Below are 16,883 nucleotides of genomic sequence, written 5' to 3'. Positions count from 1 at the left end.
AGGTCGTATGCCGGAATTTGAAGCTGAACAATCTCATAATCCCGAACTGGACCACAATGTTGTCGAACGGTATCCCGACGGCAGGCCCAAAACGTGGGTGCATAAACGAAGAATGGAGAATGGAGGTATCGAAGTGTTTGATCCGTCGAAGACGCCGCCAGAGAAAATTTGGCACACAATCGCCACCGCAGGCGAGCGCGGGCAGTACGGGAAGGATGTTCTAGAAATGGGGCATAATCCATCGGCTGAGATTCTCGAGGGGGCGGAATTATGGGTAGACGAGTATAGGCCGGATGATGGTATGGGAGGAACGTCAGCCGCCTAAGGTTTAGATAGTAGCCACACCGTGCTCCAACTTGACATCATCACTATTTTTCCTTCCATGCTCGACTCCTATATCAAGGAGTCGATTTTGGCTAGAGCCCAGAAAAGGGGGCTTATCAAAATTACCACGCACAATTTACGCGATTATGCTTCGGATAAGCATAAAATGGTTGACGACAGGCCTTTCGGCGGAGGAGCGGGAATGGTGTTGAAGGTGGAGCCAATTTTCAAAGCCCTCATGGCTTTGAAAAAACAAAAAACAAAAAACAAAAAACAAAAAACAAAAATTTTGCTTTTAAGCGCAAAAGGAAAGCAGTTTACACATGAGATGGCTAGGAGATTCTCAAAACTTGATCGAATTATTTTCATTTGCGGACGATATGAGGGAGTTGATGAACGGGTTGCCGAATATATTGCCGATGAGGAAATCTCAATCGGTCCATATGTGCTTACCGGCGGAGAGCTTCCCTCAATGGTTGTGATCGATGCTGTCTCGCGCCACATTTCCGGCGTGCTGGGTAATGAAGAATCTCTGAAGGAAGAATCGTTCGTTCCATATTCTAAGCTACAAGCGAAGGGTCAAAAGTCGGGAGTTGGGGTTCGAAAGTTAGAGATTGCGCAAGCGGAATATCCTCACTACACGAGGCCCGAGATTTTCAAACCAAAAAAGGGAGTTCGGTGGAGCGTACCGAAAATCTTGCTTTCCGGAGATCATCAACGTATTTCAAAATGGCGCAAGGCCGCAAGGTCATAAAAGCATATGACGCAAGACAGCATAGGGCGCAGGATTCCGCATTTCAGTTCTCGTGCCACGCGATGGTTCAGAGGATTTACTCTTATTGAGCTTCTGGTCGTTATTTCCATCATTGGACTTCTTGCTTCCTTGCTGCTTGCCTCTCTTAGGTTGGGGAGAATTCGCTCGCGGGACGCAAAACGCAAATCAGACCTGCGTCAAATACAACTGGGTCTGGGCCTCTATTATGACAAGTTCGAGAACTATCCAATTACCGATGAAGGCGGAGGCGGTGGTGGGGGCGGAGGCGGTGGTGGGGGACATGCCTACGGGAAACAAAAAAATAGCAAGAAGAAGGGAACGCTATCCTGGCAGTTCAGCACAGACTCGGACTACTGGATTGGCTGTAATGTCTGTTTTGAAGAAGAAGACCCCGACACCAGCCTGCAGGAGTTTTTGGCGGGACTACCGCGTGATCCGCTGAATAATACTCCGGATCCGCGCATCCAAGGAAATTATTCATACGGATATTATTCATTAACCGGCGATGATTACGAACTTATCGCTCAACTTGAGGAACCGGAAGATATTTTAGTGTGCTCAAAGCATTGCTGGTACTCGCACGAACAGGATCCCGAAAAAGGCTGGTGTTCTGTATGTCCGAATCCGGACCTTAACAGCTCGAATTTTCTCTACGCGGACCACTAAACGGGGTTGACCCTTTTGGGATCATCTGTATACTTACAAATTCCGGAGGCACTGTTTTATGACACAGCACATTCCCAAGCATATAACGATCATCCCTGACGGTAATCGGCGATGGGCAAAAAAGAAGGGTTTGCTTCCCTGGAATGGCCATAAGAAGGGAGAGGAGAAATTTCGAGAGATAACCCAAGCGGTTTTTAAGTCCGGCGTTCCCTATGTTACGTTCTGGGCTGCCTCGGAAGCCAATCTGCAAAAACGCGCCCTCAAAGAAGTAGAGGCCTTGGTCGATATTTTCTCCAACGGGTTGGATGGGGAACTGAAATCGCAAAGGCTCCGCAATGACCGTATCAGGTTCCGCGTCATCGGTAGGTGGAAAGAGATCCTTGAGGATCGCGGTCTTGTAAAGCTCGTCCAGCGCCTCGATCGGCTCATCGGTGCCCTTCAGGGTGAGACGGCGGAGTTCACCGGCCGGCACCTTACCGTTCTTTTCGGAAATAACGACAAGCGGGAGACGCTCGAAGCCGCATCCCAAATGATTAAAAATGGATTGCCGGTGGATGAGAAAAATCTTCTCTCGGTTCTTGCGACGGGATTTTTGCCCGATGTGGATTTGGAGATACGTGCCGGAGAAGAAATGGCCGGGTGGTCGCATAATAGCGCTGGGTTTCTGATGTGGCTTTCTGCGAATGCCGAACGTTACCACACCAAGACGTTATGGCCGGATTTTTCGAAAGATGAGCTTGTTCGGGCTCTAGAAGATTTTAGCGAACGAAGAAGGAAGCTAGGCTCTTAGATTCGCATTTCAAGCGCTCTCTCTGACACATTCCCGTCTTATAGGCGGGATTTTTAGTTAAAAAGTGAGTGGCTTGACGTCCGGTCTATTTTTATGAGACACTGAAACTTAAGTATTTTTCTTTGACATATCAAAAAAGGGAGGTTCTGTCATGCAAAAACTCTACAGGCTTCTTGTGACTCTTTCGATCTCGTTTGTCTGGTTCGTGGAGCTACAGGTGCCTGCCCGCGCCGAAGATTCCGTCTCGCCCAGTTTTGCAGCATCGGAACAGTTTGCAACTCCGGAGGAAGCGATGCTTTTTGCAAACTCGCTTCCGGAAGACCGCGAAGCGGTCGATTTCTTTACCGTCTATCAAGCCGGCACGGCTTCGGAGATTTCCGGCCGCTGGGCTGTGCTGACGGCACGCAAGCCCCTTACGCAAATCGCAGGACGTTGGCAGCTTTTAAAGGGATCGCGCGAGGAACTTTCGGAATTCGTAAACGGCAATCGCTCGTCAATTCCCGTATGGCGGCTTCATGCATCGTGGCACGAAGCAGCGCAAAGTGCGGAGTTCGCGCTTTTCTATCAACCCGGCCAGTGCACGGATTGCGGAAATTTGGCGTCGACCGGATTCTTTGCTTCGGAGGAAGACGCACTGGCGGCTCTTAATGAATTGCCGGCGTCTTCTCGCTGGAAGGCGAGGCCTGCCGTGTCATTTTTCTGGGTCGGTTCGCAAGTGCAGTCGAAGTGGCACGTTGTCTACCAAGACGCTGCGCCAGCTCCGGACATCCGGTGGGAAGCAAAAGATTGCGGCCGTACTTACGCAAAAGCAGTCGAAGCGGCAAACGAGCTTCGCGGCGAGCACGACATTCGCATCGTCTCCGCGGTGGACCAATCGCAACTTGCAAGCCGCTACGTGCTCTGGTATCGGCCGAGGCCGGTGCTTACTTTGCCGGTAACGTTATGGCTTGAAGAGCCGCTTGACGAGACGCGCCCCGAGGCACTCACGGATATCGTCAATGAAGCGTTCGGAGATTTTTTCCGACAAACGGGCACTGCCGCTTTCGTGCGCGATACGCAAACGTTCTCTCTTTCAAAGAACGCCGATCTATGGTCGTTCGCGAGCAACGCAAAAAGGGCTCCGAACACTCTCAATATATTCCTCACCAATTCCGTGATACTGCAACCGCAAAACTGTGGAAAAGATGCGACGTGCTTCAAACGCGATGTCGGCCTGGAGGGAAGAGGATTCCTCCTTCTTTGGTGGGACGCTGGATTCTCGCGCGACGCTCTTGTGTCAAACCTTATCCACGAACTCGGCCACAAATTTACCGCGAAACACACTGATGTTCTCTCGGCAATGTCGCCGGACAGCTCCACGGCCATCCGGCAGATAGACGGCGCAAACCTCGAACTCATCAGGCAGGTAACTGCGCTCGTGAAACGCTGGAAGAGCTTCGAACCCCTTTTCCGGCTTACCAATCCCTAAGAACCCCGGACTTCGTCCGACCGCTCCCCGTGAGCGGTTTTTTTAATTCGATGGTGAAATTTTCTTGAAAAGAAAAGGCACCAGTTAAGGCGCCTTGAGCAATCTCAGATCAGCTGCGTGCTAAATTCTCCGGTGCAGGTGAAGTCAAAGAGAATTTGCTGATCTTTTGCAGGGACTCCGTCTCCCAAACTTAACCTGCGCACCTTGTCGCCCGTCTCAACTGCTATGGTGGTTGAGTGGGGCATCCACCTGGTTTTTGCTTTTTCGGTGAGCGCAACAATTATATGCACAGTGAATGCCCCTGCTCGAAATACAAATGAGCCTTGCGCCCAAGAACAATCTTTCGCGCTCACCCAATCTGAGAATTGCGTGACCGTTACCGGGCAGTTATCGCGCAGATTGAATTGCTGCGACAAGAGAATCATTTCAGCCATCTCTGGACGAAATCTGATGTTGATACGGTTCAAAACATCGAGCGCCCTTTCAAAGGCGACAAGTTGGGCAGCCTGCATCTCGCTTGCTGGACCTTTGCGTTTAAAGAACCACATGGCGACTCCTCCTTCTTGGAGATCTGCGTGAACAGTTGATCTGGACACAGCAGGTAGCTTCGCGCTACATCAAAAAAATAACGCACCATCCCCAGTGTGTCAAATCGTGTTGAGGGGGCGGGCGTGATGTCCTTGGACACTCGCATTGCTCCGCCCGAACTTGGCAGTCCAGCATCCAATATCTTACCCCACAACAATCATGACTTTCCGGCCATTTTCAACGTCGCCGCCATTCCAGTCGTGCACCGCACCAAGCAACACCTCGGGGTCATAAAGAAAATCTGCTCCGCGGCGCGTGCCCGGGTCGTTCGTAATAAACGTGCCATCCCGCAGGTAGCCTTTGATCACCAACATATGGTACAGGGGGCCCGGTTGGCGGAAGTACGGATTGAGGAGTTGCCTGCCTGCGGCAGGTACTATCACCGCCCTGCCTGCGGCAATGGCTTTTTTAATATCCTCAATTGTCGGATCGTAAACAACGGCCACATTTGAGATATTAAAATACTCGCGCAAAATTACAGCCGTCTCTTCCGCGGTCGTGTCTTTATAGTAGCCGAAACGCTCCTCTTCGAATGCTTTAATGGCGAGCAGTCCCGCGTCTATCGTAGCGGCGTTCGGGAGGGTGCGATTCAGAATGTAGCTAGCCGCCATAAGCACGGATGCTTCTTCGCAAAATTCATCATACGGAGCTTCCCAGTTCTGGTAGGGGGCTTGTACGGCAAAAGGAATGGCCAAATTAACTTCTGCCGCAAGTGTTGGCGGTGAAATGGGGGGAAGTACTGTAGCGCTGGGCAAGGAAGGGATACTCGCCACGGGAGTTGGAATGGAACGAGATGTGGACGGCGCCAGGGAAGGCATCTCCGCCACCGGACTCGTCATTGTGCTAGTTCTCGGGCTGACATACGGCAGAACTGAAGGCAGAGTGATGGTGCGCTCCCGATGCTTTTTTGCATACCGAATCCCCCCGCCAAGCAGAATGGCCAAGAGCAATCCCGAAACCAATAAAAATTTCTTTGGCATGCGCATAGGCTAATGACAATACGGATACAGGCAAAATCTATTCCACTTCAAATCGATCCAATTCTTCCACCAGTATCTCTTTCACCGCTTCCGGAAAACCCCCGCTTTGCATAAATTCTTCCTCGCCGACATGGCGCCGCGTTTTACCATCTTTCGAAATTTCCCAAATCTCCCGGGTGCCGGTTGCGCGCACCCAGCGCGGATGCGGATAAACCACTACCGCCATGCGATCCAGCGCTTCCCAATTTTCCATAAAGACGTCGCGTTTCCAATATGCATGTCCATAGGTTGGGTCGATTAGGAAAAATCCCTGAGGATCGCTTGCCGACCCCTCAAAGCCGTACACCAGGCGCGTATGTTCCGCATTAACCGCAACAATGCTCTTGCCCTCCGGAGTTGTCCAGGAGACTTTCTGGCCACGGCCTAAATAGCCCCAAACGATGATCGGGTGACCAAGGGTGATGTGGTAGGCCAAATCCTGGACGCTGGGTTGTTGCAAAACCTCGGTTCGCTTCCACCGCAGGCCTACCCGGGCAATCGGCTCGGCATAAACCCCATAACCATCCACCAGGGCTCGTCCATCTACAGAACCCACAAATCCTTTTTGCGGATCTCCCCATATGCCATTTTTACGCGGCGTGGGATCAAGAGACAGGGCGCGGATGATTTCCGCTTCCGGTACATCCAGTCCATAGGCGTAAAACGCATTTTTCAGGCTGGCCATTTCGCAAGAGAGCGAATGTTCCTGCTGGTGGAATGGCAGATCTAGTTTTACGCCACCTGTGGGCTGCGGCGCTATGTTTGCTAAAATAATCCGCGCTGAATGTATGATAAAGGATGGCAATTCAACTTTGCCCGAATGCCATAGAAAAAAAAGTACTTCTCCTAAAAAAACCGCAGCAGTTATGCCGCCAAGAGCCAGAAGTAAAATATGCTTTAAATGGAGAGAACGGAGGGTCATACACGAGCCTTCTTAGTATAGCATGAGCGCGGAACTTTAGGCGCACACGTCAAATCACAGCCATTCAAGCAATATTAAAATAAATTAAAAATAATTCGAAAATGTTTTAAACCGCCGAAAAACAGCAATACAAAAAGAGAAACAGCCGACTTCTCGACTGCTTCACCGGCTTTATTACGGAACTCGGACGTACTTGGCAACAGATTATGGCTTTTTTGGGAGAGATCTACTCATTTAGCACAGCTTGAGATATGAAAAAACCGCTTTCGCTCTATGAGCTACTTGCGGCGGCGAAGGATTTTTTTCTTCTTTAACGATTTTATGAACTCGTCGGAGAGTAAATAATCTTCAATGTCCCCCTCGTCCATTTCCTCCGATCTATTTTCTGTTTTGAACTTTTCACTTGCCCACAGCACATCGATTCCACCGATGAAGCCGCTTCGCATGAGTGAGTCGTAATGCTCACGCTTGTAGCAGATGGCATAATCAGAATACATTATTTTCTCACCGTCTCCTTTGAGACGGTTCTGATAGCGCACAATGCAGTAGACTTTCGGACGCTTCTGTTTCTTCAGCCGAACGATTTCTCTTTCCGCTAAATCTTTGCTAATAGTCGGCATCGTTGCCCTCCTAAACGAAATGGAATTATTATCAATCTATCTCAGCGCGATCTCTTTGTCAAAACTAGATGCGGTTCAAACCACTAATTCCCTTATAAAAAATAACCGCACACAAATGCGGTTATTTCCTTAGTTGCGGGGGTTGAATTCGGTTTTGTGCTCGGCTGTGAGAAATTGGTAAAAAAACCGCTGGGCCCGCTTCGCCGAGTCTTAGCGAGGCGAGCGATACCAGGCGGGTCAGCGTGTAACCCCTTAGTTACTGGATAGATTCGTTGTTTGAGGCAAGCAGTATCCCTAGAGCGCAGTATGCACCGACGGTGAATTGTTGACCCCACCTTGCTTCACCATCCTGGATAAGAGTCTTTATGGGTAAGTTGCCAATACTTTCCTGGAGTTTTTCCATCTCTAATCCGGGATTGGTTATAAAGAAGATTGCATATTCACGAACGGTACTACGGTTTTCTTGGCGGTTCATTTCTTCACAACATGTGGTGAGCCATTTAGGATTGCCATTCTGCGCGTTGAAGCGATCCAGGAATCCCAAGATTAACAAAAATCCTAGCGACGCAGGATCACCATAGTGCCGATTCAGCAAAAGGTAAACTATTCCCGTAACTCTACCTGACCCCTCCGAATCACAGACGGTAGTAAATATTTTCTCGCAGTATTGCGTCGGGTGATTCAAGAAAAGTTTCTGTTGGGATCGAATGAAATCTATGCTGAGCGAAGCATGGGAAATGTTTGGCATTGTAAACCTCCCCCGGAGTTTAATTTGGAAAGTGCTTTGCGGAAAATAAAGAATAGCACAGAGATCTACTATTCGTCAATGGTTGCGGGGGTTGGATTCGGTTTTTTGCTCGGCTCGTATTCGTCTCTCCGCTTGCGCTACGAGTTTAGTTATTGAGTGTAGCCACTGGCCTCTGGTGAGGCCATGGCCACTGCGCAGCGAGTACCAAGATAAAACAAAAACCCCCTTCGGGGTTTTTGCGCTGATTCGCTGCTTGTTGCGGGGGTTGGATTCGGTTTTTTGCTCGGATCGTATGAAGCTCTCCGCTTCGCTACGAGTTTAGTTATTGAGTGTAGCCACTGGCCTCTGGTGAGGCCATGGCCACTGCGCAGCGAGTACCAAGATAAAACAAAAACCCCCTTCGGGGTTTTTGCGCTGATTCGCTGCTTGTTGCGGGGGTTGGATTCGAACCAACGACCTCAGGGTTATGAGCCCTGCGAGCTACCGGGCTGCTCTACCCCGCGGATACAGTATACTGCTTGGGGCAAGTTTGGCAATACTAACATAGTTCTCATTCTCACATTCTTGAGAATGTGAGAATGAGAAGAAACGGGCAAAAAAACTGCGGAGTATGTCCGCAGTCGGTTTTTAACGATTGTCTGGCGCAATGTATCCCTTGCGATGCCGTACTTTGATTTCGAGTGGTTTTTGCGTTGCATTGTCCAAAAAATCTCCCGTGACCTCAATAAGAATCTCGTGGAATTTTCCATCCGCCTTCACGTTCTTTGGTACCCACCCAATGCTGTACTGGGAGCGCAACATCGCGGAGATGTCGCCGAATATGCCCCTGAATTCTCCGGAAAAAGAAGGGGAGTACGTTTTTCCTCCCGTGAGGTTCGTGATCTCTTTCAGCTGGCTTTCCGCCTGTAGCAGGTTCGCGCCGGATCGGTTCTCGTAAGACTTCCCAATGCGTACCGCGTAGATGGCAACAGGCGTATCCCTAAGGCGTTTTTGCATCTGGTCGAACGTTTTCTTGCTCATCGTATCAATGCCGGTGGAGACGAGAATAATGGTAGCGCGCTTTTTTTGCGCCTCCAAATTTTCTCCGTTCTCGATATGGTCGAGCACGTAGAAGAGAGTGTCGAACAAGTTGCTGTCGGAAAATACCGGTGGCATGGTAAAAAGTCCTGCCAGGGCGTTTCGTACCTCATCCTTGTTCTTTGTGAACTCCACTGCGACCTCCGGCTTCATGTCGTAGGTCACGAACGCCACCCAATCTTGCGGCTTCAGATTTTGCAGGAACGCTATGGGGCCCTCCTCGATGGCGCCCTTCGAGCCATAGTAGCCGCATGCGTAAGGATCGTTCTCACCGAGACAACTGACAAGAAAGGCGGTCCGGGAGTAATCGAGCGTGAGGACCGTGATTATCGGTTCCTGTTCCTTCGGCGAACTAAAAAAAACAATTTCCTGTTCAACGCAATCTTTGCGCTTTTTTGCGTTTTTGCAGTCGAATACGCGAAAATTCTCTTTTTCCAGTAGCGGGCTTACAATTACGTCTCCGCCTTTGGTCACTACTGTGGCCGTTGTGACGACCATACCCTCATCGCTTGACGTGGGTGTCTGGGTCTTCGCGTCCGAACAGATGAAAAGGGCAGCCAGAACTCCCATTGCGAATGTCACCGATCTCATATTGTCTCCTTTTACTCTTGGAATTGTTGGAAATGAACAAAAGCCCTCCTAGCCTGAAGGGTATCACACTTCAAGAGTGCGTCAACCGCTTTGGGCGGTAAGTTCTTTTACCGTTTCGCAGATGAATTTCGGACTGTCCGAAGCAAATCCATTTCCATTCCCGTTCTGTCTGCGGTCAACCCTGCCGTTCATGATGAGTATCGCATCTTCTTTCAAGAGCGCTCCATATTTTTCCAGGATTGTGGGGAACAGCACTACCTCCGCTTTTCCCGTGTGGTCTTCAAGCTCTCCGAAGTACATGGGCTTGCCGGTTTTGGTGATGATTTTTTTCAGTCGAGTGAGCATGCCGCCTACAGTAACGATACGTCCCTGCGCGCTTTCCAATTCATGTAACGGCATAGTCGTTTTATGGAGTGCGTCGCGAAAATCGTCCAAGGGATGTTGTGACACGTAAAGTCCCAAAAGCTCTTTTTCCCAGGCGAGTTTATCGGACTTGGACGCGGGCTCGGCTTTTTCCAGCCGCAATGAAAATGATATACCCGTGGAGGCGCCTCCAAAGAGTGAAGCCTGTGCCGATTCACGGACCTTCTTGGTTTCGCGCACATACTTCAGCATCGTTTCTACGGACGCCAGAAGCGTGCCCCGGTCTTCGCCGAGCGAATCGAATGCGCCGGCCTTCATAAGCGCTTCCAGGCTTTTTTTGTTCAAGTCCTTGGAATCAATGCGGTCAAGTAAGTTCTGCAAAGAAGTAAAAATTCCGTTGCGTTTACGTTCCTCCACGATGACGCGCACCACGTTGTCGCCCACGTTCTTTATGGCCGAAAGCCCAAACCGGATGGCGCCCCCGGAATCTACTTTTTTATTGATATGGTTCTCCTGGGGAAGTGCCGAGTACTCTTGGCCGCTCCCGCTTTCGTTTTGTACCACCGAGAATTTAATGCCGCTTTCGTTGATATCTGGCGGGAGCACCGGAATATGCATCTCGCGGCATTCTTCGATGAGCACGGAGATCCGTTCCACGTCGCCGTATTCGCTGTTTAAGAGCGCGGTCATGAATTCCTTGGGATAGTTTGCTTTGAGATACCCTGTCCGGTAACCGGTCAGGGCGTAGCATGCGGAGTGGGCTTTATTGAAGCCGTACCGGGCGAACGGCTCGATGAGCTCCCAAACCCGGTTTGCGGTCTCGGCCGGAACACCGTTCTTGCGGCAGCCGCTGATAAATTTATCTTTCTGCTCGTCGAGCAGTGATTTTATTTTTTTCCCTACGGCTTTTATCAGAAGGTATCCTTCGCCCTTGGTAAGGCCGGCAAGGTTGGTCGCCATGTCCATCACTTGCTCCTGGTAAACGATCACGCCGTAGGTATTTTTAAGAATGGGTTCGAGTTTTGGGTGCAGATAGGTGATTCGTTCCTCCCCGTGCTTGCGTTTGATGTAGGAGGGGATAAGTTCCATGGGACCGGGGCGGAAGAGCGCGACCATAGCGACCAGGTCCTCGAACTGCGTAGGTCGCAGATCCTTCATATATCTTTGCATGCCCTGTGATTCGAATTGGAAGACGCCGACGGTGCGGGCCCTTCGGAAAAGTTCGAATGTTTTCTTATCATTTAGCTCTAAGGTGTCGATATTGAGATCTAGTCCATGATTTTCACGAATTAATTTAAGAGCTTCTTCAATAGTAGTGAGGTTCATAAGCCCCAAAAAGTCCATCTTTAAGAGCCCAATACCATCTTCTCCCACCGCATGCATCTCATACTGCGTGACGATGGTTTTTACTTTTTCACCATCCAGCGTTTCCCCATTGGTGGCTTGCTGCAGGGGCACCGAGTCGGTGAGCGGGTCTTTGGAAATAACCACGCCACAGGCATGGGTGGAGGCATGGCGCGCTACGCCCTCAAGTTTACGCGCAACATTCACAAGTCGCTTCACTTCAGGGTCGGTATTGTAGAGTTGCCTGAACTCATCCACGCTGTCCATGGTCTTTTTGAAGTCGGTCATAGCGGGGATGAGCTTGGCTATTCGGTCGCATAAACCATAGTTATAGCCGAGAGCCCTTCCCGCGTCTCGGATGGCGGCGCGGGCCGCCATGGTGCCGAAGGTGATGATCTGCGCCACGTGGTCTGCGCCGTATTTTTGCGTAACATAGTCCAAGACCTCGTCTCTTCGCGTATCGGCAAAGTCAAGGTCTATATCGGGCATGGAAATGCGCTCCGGGTTCAGAAATCGTTCAAAAAGGAGTTCGTGAGCGATAGGATCAAGATTGGTAATGTTAAGAAGGTAAGAAACAATGCTCCCTGCGGCAGACCCCCTGCCGGGGCCCACTACAATACCCTGGTTTTTTGCCCAGTTTACAAAATCCTGCACGATGAGGAAATATGACCCGAATCCTGTTTTTTCGATGACTCCAAGTTCGTATTCAAGCCTCGAAACGATCTCACGTTCTTTCTCGGAAAGCTCTCTCTTTTCCGGTGCGGAAATTCCGTATCGCTTTTCTAATCCTCTTTGACACAGCATCTCAAGATACGAATTTGTTTCATAGCCTTCCGGTACCGTGAAATGCGGAAGTTGGGATTTTCCAAGCTCTATTTCTACGTTGCATTGTTCGGCAATACGGACGGTGTTTTCAATGGCTTGCGGCATGTCTCCGAAAAGCTCGAACATCTCTGCCGGAGACTTCAGAGAGTAGTCGTTGTCTTTCATTGTAAGCCGCTCTTCTTTCGCGAGGCTCTGGTTCGTTTGAATGCAAACCAGTACATCCTGCGTTTCTCGGTCATCCGAACGCAGATAATGTGAATCGCAGGTGGCTACAAGCGGTATACCAAGTTCCCCCGAGAGTTTCTCAAGTCCCGGATTTACCGTCTCGAGCTCCTTCATATTGCTATGGCGCTGTATTTCCAGATAGAAATTCTCTTTTCCGAAAATATGCTGGTATTCCTTAGCCAACGATCTTGCGCGCTCCAGGTCTCCCGAAAGCAGAGCTTTGGGAATTTCTCCATTGAGGCACCCCGAAAGCCCAATGAGGCCTTCGGAATGTTTTGCAAGCGTCGGCCTGTCGATCCGAGGCTTATAATAAAAACCCTCCAGATGCGCGACAGTGGAGAGCTTGATGAGGTTTTTATACCCAATGTTATTTTTTGCGAGAACCGTCAAGTGGTAGCGCTGGTCGTCTATTTTCGCGCGCTTATCATGCATAGAGCCTGCCGTAACATAGAATTCCTGTCCAATAATGGGTTTGATGCCAGCTTTTTTTGCCTTCTGATAAAATTCAATGATGCCATACATGGCACCATGGTCTGTTAGTGCGAGAGCCTCCATGCCCAATTCCTTTGCGCGCACCACAAGCTCATCTATTTTTGAAAGTCCGTCAAGAAGCGAATAGTGCGAATGGACGTGGAGGTGCACGAATTTCATGACCTTATTCTACGCGCAAAGAAAGTTTCGTACACTTGTGGAAAACCCGCTTTTTCAAGCGGGTGTGTGGTGTTATCTATATTTTTAGTCCATCTCTCGCCGGAGCAATGGGGATGTTTCTCGATCCGCCAGTTCGTTTCTATAATGCGGCGGCACCTCTTGCTCGAGCAATGAAAAAATAGTTTGCATCTGCGGAAGAGTTTCCACGGCTTCCCTGCAGTATCGTTCGCGTACGATAGCAACAGGGTCTGAGGATTTTTCAAGCAACGCTATCATTGACGCAAGAAACATTCCCGTTCTTCCGTGCCCACCCTCGCAGCACGCGAATATTCTTCTGCCGGCCCGAAGAGCCCCCTCAACCTCCTTCAGGAACTGCTTCCATGGCCCCCTTGCTCCATGGAAATCTTCAATGGGGTATGCCCAAGCATGCGTTCCGGTAAATTCCATTGACCAGATCGCCGAAGGGATGGTTTCCGCAAGACAGATGAGGACATCGATGTCGCGGAGGCTTTCGGGGCGCATATTTGATAAAGCCCCCGCGCGAAGCGCATAGTTGCCTATGTTGATGGTTTGTCCCGGGTGGGAGCAGAAAACGCGTGTACGAGATTTACGCATGAGGCCCCCCTTTCTTTTTCTCGGACGATTTTTTCTTTATGGCTGCTCGGCCAGTACAATACTGGACCAGATCCCTTTTCCAGTACTGCATCGCGGCACCCCGCCGCAAAAGCTCCACAAGTCCTTCGTCGAATTTTTTGTGGAGGTTTGTGAGGCCCATGATAAGTTGTGCGATATTCTTGGCTTTTGACTGCACCTCAAGCTGGTCTTTAAGCACGTCGCTTTTGGTGTGAACCGCAAACGAAGGATGCTTGTCAAAAAGTTCCCCGCCGTGATGTTCGAGAGTAAAGACCGTATCAAGGAACTGCCCACAGTCCAGTTTTCCCTGGGAATAATGAAGGGCTGTTTGTGATATTCTTTTCCAGGGTCTTCCTCCAAACGTGCTGCTTCCTTTCCAGTACTTGAATGCTTCATATGCGGCCTCGAGGAAATCCTTGATCTCTTCGTCGCTTGAACCTCCAAGACTCTGAAGTACCTGTTTTTGAGTGACGGACCTCGCCTTGCTTTTCTCGAAACATACTCCGGCTTCGGATAGTTTTTTTATCGCCAACTTCGTTTTCTTCGGATTATTCTTTATCTTGAATGCACGGCTATCCAAATTCCGGACCTCTCCGGCAATGGCAATGACCAAATAGGATAAAATGATGTCTGCATAGGAGGCAAGTGTTTTCTCTCCAAAATCGCGCAGATCCTTTCGATAGCGCTCCAGGTCGTGCCGGGATCTTTCCGGAGATTCGGTTCTGACAACGTGCATCATGAGATTGTGAACATAAAAGGTGTTCACCACGGTATTCACGCACACGTTGAACTTTCCGATGTCATCCATGGCCGCTCCTTTGTTAAAGGACTCCGTCTTTCGTAGATACTGTAGTACCGCAGATGTGCCGCGTCAATTGACAAATACCCCAAGCTACCCCTAAACTTATCAGGATAAGGGAGGAAAAAATGAATGCAGGAGAAGAGCTCTTTACAAAAGACAAAGATGGGCGCGTAGTTGAGTTGAAAAAATTTTTCGAGGTTTTTCCCGAGGGCGAGAACGGCCGCAAGATGCTTTTCGGCGGCAAAGTACTTGAGGTGATCGACGAGTTGTCCGGAAGCCTTGCTACTTTGTTTGTGGGCACAAAGGGACTGCCGTCTATCCACGTCGGCCACACGGTGATTTTTATGAAGCCCATAAGGGTTGGCGAATCGGCGCTTGCCGTTTCCCGCGTCGTCTTTTCGACCAAGAAGATCATTTGTGTGCACACCCGGGTTTTCGGCGGGAATACGCAATTGCCCGGTGAGTTTACAAAGCGCTATGAGGGATTCGGCTTGTGCGCGGTCCTGGATGCAAACAATGTCATGGTAAAAAATCTTGAGCCATATACCGATAGGTCGGAATTTGCGACGCTTGGTTCCCGGATTATCGGATTTCAGAGAAAATTGGTCAAAGCGCTCAAGTCTATATCCTAAACATGGCAGAAGCTCGGAGCCTCTCTTTTAAAGAGGCTTTTTTGATGTTTTGTCCATCCCGCCAGGGCGGGATGGCAACAAAACGAAACCCCGCACTTATTCTCTCGATACGCCTGTGATGTTCGGGCTTCGGTGAGGCGCAAGCCGCTACTGCGGCTCTGATTCGATATAGCGAAAAATTTCTACGGAATAAGTGCGGGGTGGTTTCAGCCATGTTACACTGCGCTCATGATCAGGCCCACGCTTGCATATGAACATCGGCTCTGGCGCGACGGCTTTTTGCATGTCGCAGGAATTGATGAGGTGGGACGCGGAGCTCTTGCGGGTCCCGTGGTTGCCGCTGCTACCGTATTTTCCAACGGATATATTCCGAAAGCCCTCAAAGAAGTAAAAGACTCCAAACAGCTCACCGAAACAAAGCGCGAGAGCTTATATGGCGTCATCACTGCATCATGTGTTTCTTGGGGAGTCGGCATCGTTTCCCACCGCATCATTGACCGCATCAATATCGCCAACGCGTCCCTTGAGGCGATGCAAAAAGCAATAGACGATCTTGATATAAAGCCGGACCATCTGCTTCTGGATGGACATTTTTCTCCATCAAGTCTGCGCAAAATGCTTGTGTGCAATCTTCCGCATCATTGCATTGTCCGGGGGGACCAGAAGGTTTTCAGTATCGCCGCCGCATCCATTATTGCCAAGGTAACGCGCGACCGGCTCATGCGGAAACTGGACAGGAGGTTTCCGAATTACGGCTTTGCGCGGCACAAGGGATATGGCACCTCCCTTCATTATCGCGCGCTCCGCTTGCACGGACCGTGCACCATTCATAGAAAAACCTTTTATCTTGGAGACTAAGGGTTGCTTATTTTCAGCATCTGTCTTATAATGTCTTCAATCTCTAGGTTTTAAAAATGCCCGTACCAAAAAAACATAAAAGCCATAGTCGGACCCATAGTCGCAGAAGCCATCTTGCCTTAAAAGCCAGGCAGTTTTCGGTCTGTTCTCACTGCGGAGCCCCAACCATGCCGCATATCGTTTGCTCCCATTGCGGCTATTACAAAGGAAAGGAAATCATCGATACGCTCGCCAAAACAGAGAAGAAGGCAAAGAAGCGCCAGGCCAAAGCGCGCGACACGGGAAAAGAAAAAAAAGAAGGGGAGGGCGAGTCCTCGCAGTCGCTGGAAGAGCTTTCGAAGAAACAGTAAGCATATAACAAAAAACAAATAACACTTTTTGCTATTTGTTAATTGCTATTTGCTGTTTGATAAAATGGCCAATAGGCATTTATCCAGATCCATCGCCATGCAGTCGCTCTTTGAGTGGGATTTTCGCGGCAAAGACATGGCAAAATTGGATGACATCGTGGAAAAAAATATCCGCGAATTCGGACCCGGCATGGAAGATGCGACGTTTGTCAAGGATCTAGTGGCAAAAGTCTTGGAAAAAATCCCGCAGATAAACGAGATCATTGTCCGCTGCGCTCCCGAATGGCCGCTTGAACAGATCACGCCCGTTGACCGCAATGTGCTGAGGGTGGGCATTTACGAATTACTCTACGGCAACCGCGAGGAAGTTCCTCCCAAGGTCGCCATCAACGAAGCTATCGAACTTGCCAAAACATTCGGAGGAGAATCTTCCGGAAAATTCATAAACGGAGTGCTGGGCACCATCTATCGAGAGATCGGAGAGCCGATGAAAGACCACAAACCCCCGGCAAAAGAAGAGAAGGAGAAAGTCGTAGGTGACAACGCGGCACCGTCAGAAACACCGCAATCGTCAGTGGCAGAGGATGCCGGAGGTAATGTCTAATATCAAAT

General features: G+C 49.9%; 18 protein-coding genes and 1 tRNA gene. 9 read left to right on the top strand and 10 right to left on the bottom strand.

Going from position 1 to position 16,883, the window contains the following annotated elements; translation table 11 throughout:
• Positions 1–7: 7 nt before the first annotated feature.
• The 5 genes from Q7S09_02150 to Q7S09_02130 all read left to right on the top strand — a co-directional run bounded on the left by Q7S09_02150 (position 8) and on the right by Q7S09_02130 (position 4,023).
• Positions 8–325, top strand: coding sequence for a hypothetical protein (locus Q7S09_02150; GenBank protein MDO8557976.1), 318 nt, complete (start codon positions 8–10; stop codon positions 323–325).
• A 21-nt stretch (positions 326–346) separates the two neighbouring features.
• Positions 347–1,078, top strand: coding sequence for a tRNA (guanosine(37)-N1)-methyltransferase TrmD (gene trmD / locus Q7S09_02145; protein ID MDO8557975.1), 732 nt, complete (start codon positions 347–349; stop codon positions 1,076–1,078).
• A gap of 6 nt (positions 1,079–1,084) precedes the next feature.
• Positions 1,085–1,765, top strand: coding sequence for a type II secretion system protein (locus Q7S09_02140; protein ID MDO8557974.1), 681 nt, complete (start codon positions 1,085–1,087; stop codon positions 1,763–1,765).
• Between the two features lie 58 nt (positions 1,766–1,823).
• The gene (uppS, locus tag Q7S09_02135; protein ID MDO8557973.1) at positions 1,824–2,555 is read left to right on the top strand and encodes a polyprenyl diphosphate synthase; all 732 of its coding nucleotides are present in this window, start codon (positions 1,824–1,826) and stop codon (positions 2,553–2,555) included.
• Between the two features lie 151 nt (positions 2,556–2,706).
• A complete protein-coding gene (locus Q7S09_02130) occupies positions 2,707–4,023 on the top strand; it encodes a hypothetical protein (GenBank protein MDO8557972.1) in 1,317 nt (438 codons plus the stop codon).
• A 104-nt stretch (positions 4,024–4,127) separates the two neighbouring features.
• Here the strand turns inward: Q7S09_02130 and Q7S09_02125 are convergent, their stop codons facing one another.
• From Q7S09_02125 to Q7S09_02080, 10 genes are all read right to left on the bottom strand, one after another.
• Positions 4,128–4,619, bottom strand: coding sequence for a hypothetical protein (locus Q7S09_02125; protein ID MDO8557971.1), 492 nt, complete (start codon positions 4,617–4,619; stop codon positions 4,128–4,130).
• Between the two features lie 135 nt (positions 4,620–4,754).
• Positions 4,755–5,591: a C39 family peptidase gene (locus Q7S09_02120; GenBank protein MDO8557970.1), complete on the bottom strand. Its 837-nt coding sequence runs from the start codon at positions 5,589–5,591 to the stop codon at positions 4,755–4,757.
• A gap of 37 nt (positions 5,592–5,628) precedes the next feature.
• A complete protein-coding gene (locus tag Q7S09_02115; GenBank protein MDO8557969.1) occupies positions 5,629–6,552 on the bottom strand; it encodes a C39 family peptidase in 924 nt (307 codons plus the stop codon).
• Between the two features lie 278 nt (positions 6,553–6,830).
• Positions 6,831–7,172, bottom strand: coding sequence for a hypothetical protein (locus Q7S09_02110; GenBank protein MDO8557968.1), 342 nt, complete (start codon positions 7,170–7,172; stop codon positions 6,831–6,833).
• Positions 7,173–7,428: 256 nt separating this feature from the next.
• Positions 7,429–7,920 carry a hypothetical protein gene (locus Q7S09_02105; protein ID MDO8557967.1) on the bottom strand — a complete coding sequence of 164 codons (492 nt, stop codon included), beginning with the start codon at positions 7,918–7,920 and terminating at the stop codon, positions 7,429–7,431.
• 429 nt (positions 7,921–8,349) lie between these two features.
• Positions 8,350–8,423: transfer RNA gene (locus Q7S09_02100), tRNA-Met, on the bottom strand.
• Between the two features lie 124 nt (positions 8,424–8,547).
• A complete protein-coding gene (locus tag Q7S09_02095) occupies positions 8,548–9,588 on the bottom strand; it encodes a VWA domain-containing protein (GenBank protein MDO8557966.1) in 1,041 nt (346 codons plus the stop codon).
• Positions 9,589–9,669: 81 nt separating this feature from the next.
• Positions 9,670–12,996, bottom strand: coding sequence for a DNA polymerase III subunit alpha (locus Q7S09_02090; GenBank protein ID MDO8557965.1), 3,327 nt, complete (start codon positions 12,994–12,996; stop codon positions 9,670–9,672).
• Between the two features lie 84 nt (positions 12,997–13,080).
• Positions 13,081–13,518: a hypothetical protein gene (locus Q7S09_02085; protein MDO8557964.1), complete on the bottom strand. Its 438-nt coding sequence runs from the start codon at positions 13,516–13,518 to the stop codon at positions 13,081–13,083.
• Between the two features lie 85 nt (positions 13,519–13,603).
• A complete protein-coding gene (locus Q7S09_02080) occupies positions 13,604–14,437 on the bottom strand; it encodes a hypothetical protein (GenBank protein ID MDO8557963.1) in 834 nt (277 codons plus the stop codon).
• 119 nt (positions 14,438–14,556) lie between these two features.
• On the opposite strand from Q7S09_02080, the gene Q7S09_02075 reads away from it, so the two are divergent.
• The 4 genes from Q7S09_02075 (at position 14,557) to nusB (ending at position 16,875) form a co-directional block, all read left to right on the top strand.
• Entirely contained in the window at positions 14,557–15,063 is a 507-nt protein-coding gene (locus tag Q7S09_02075) for a hotdog domain-containing protein (GenBank protein ID MDO8557962.1), read from the top strand.
• A gap of 228 nt (positions 15,064–15,291) precedes the next feature.
• Complete coding sequence (locus Q7S09_02070) at positions 15,292–15,921, top strand: ribonuclease HII (protein ID MDO8557961.1); 630 nt, start codon at positions 15,292–15,294, stop codon at positions 15,919–15,921.
• Positions 15,922–15,977: 56 nt separating this feature from the next.
• On the top strand, positions 15,978–16,271 hold the full coding sequence (rpmF, locus tag Q7S09_02065; GenBank protein ID MDO8557960.1) for a 50S ribosomal protein L32: 294 nt from the start codon (positions 15,978–15,980) through the stop codon (positions 16,269–16,271).
• A 64-nt stretch (positions 16,272–16,335) separates the two neighbouring features.
• Positions 16,336–16,875: a transcription antitermination factor NusB gene (gene nusB, locus Q7S09_02060; protein MDO8557959.1), complete on the top strand. Its 540-nt coding sequence runs from the start codon at positions 16,336–16,338 to the stop codon at positions 16,873–16,875.
• The last annotated feature ends 8 nt before the right edge of the window (positions 16,876–16,883 follow it).

The organism is bacterium (assembly GCA_030649025.1).
In the GTDB taxonomy this organism is placed as follows: domain Bacteria; phylum Patescibacteriota; class Minisyncoccia; order JAUYLV01; family JAUYLV01; genus JAUSGO01.
Note: the sequence above shows the minus strand (reverse complement) of the source record. Positions and strands in the feature narration are given on the sequence as shown.

Excerpts from the sequence above, each read along its gene's own strand:
- Q7S09_02130 (MDO8557972.1), top strand. The coding sequence starts at position 2,707 with ATGCAAAAACTCTACAGGCTTCTTGTGACTCTTTCGATCTCGTTTGTC.
- Q7S09_02115 (MDO8557969.1), bottom strand. The coding sequence starts at position 6,552 with ATGACCCTCCGTTCTCTCCATTTAAAGCATATTTTACTTCTGGCTCTT.
- Q7S09_02120 (MDO8557970.1), bottom strand. The coding sequence starts at position 5,591 with ATGCCAAAGAAATTTTTATTGGTTTCGGGATTGCTCTTGGCCATTCTG.
- uppS (MDO8557973.1), top strand. The coding sequence starts at position 1,824 with ATGACACAGCACATTCCCAAGCATATAACGATCATCCCTGACGGTAAT.
- Q7S09_02140 (MDO8557974.1), top strand. The coding sequence starts at position 1,085 with ATGACGCAAGACAGCATAGGGCGCAGGATTCCGCATTTCAGTTCTCGT.
- rpmF (MDO8557960.1), top strand. The coding sequence starts at position 15,978 with ATGCCCGTACCAAAAAAACATAAAAGCCATAGTCGGACCCATAGTCGC.
- Q7S09_02070 (MDO8557961.1), top strand. The coding sequence starts at position 15,292 with ATGATCAGGCCCACGCTTGCATATGAACATCGGCTCTGGCGCGACGGC.
- Q7S09_02150 (MDO8557976.1), top strand. The coding sequence starts at position 8 with ATGCCGGAATTTGAAGCTGAACAATCTCATAATCCCGAACTGGACCAC.
- nusB (MDO8557959.1), top strand. The coding sequence starts at position 16,336 with ATGGCCAATAGGCATTTATCCAGATCCATCGCCATGCAGTCGCTCTTT.
- Q7S09_02085 (MDO8557964.1), bottom strand. The coding sequence starts at position 13,518 with ATGCGCCCCGAAAGCCTCCGCGACATCGATGTCCTCATCTGTCTTGCG.
- Q7S09_02080 (MDO8557963.1), bottom strand. The coding sequence starts at position 14,437 with ATGGATGACATCGGAAAGTTCAACGTGTGCGTGAATACCGTGGTGAAC.
- Q7S09_02090 (MDO8557965.1), bottom strand. The coding sequence starts at position 12,996 with ATGAAATTCGTGCACCTCCACGTCCATTCGCACTATTCGCTTCTTGAC.
- Q7S09_02075 (MDO8557962.1), top strand. The coding sequence starts at position 14,557 with ATGAATGCAGGAGAAGAGCTCTTTACAAAAGACAAAGATGGGCGCGTA.
- Q7S09_02110 (MDO8557968.1), bottom strand. The coding sequence starts at position 7,172 with ATGCCGACTATTAGCAAAGATTTAGCGGAAAGAGAAATCGTTCGGCTG.
- Q7S09_02095 (MDO8557966.1), bottom strand. The coding sequence starts at position 9,588 with ATGAGATCGGTGACATTCGCAATGGGAGTTCTGGCTGCCCTTTTCATC.
- Q7S09_02105 (MDO8557967.1), bottom strand. The coding sequence starts at position 7,920 with ATGCCAAACATTTCCCATGCTTCGCTCAGCATAGATTTCATTCGATCC.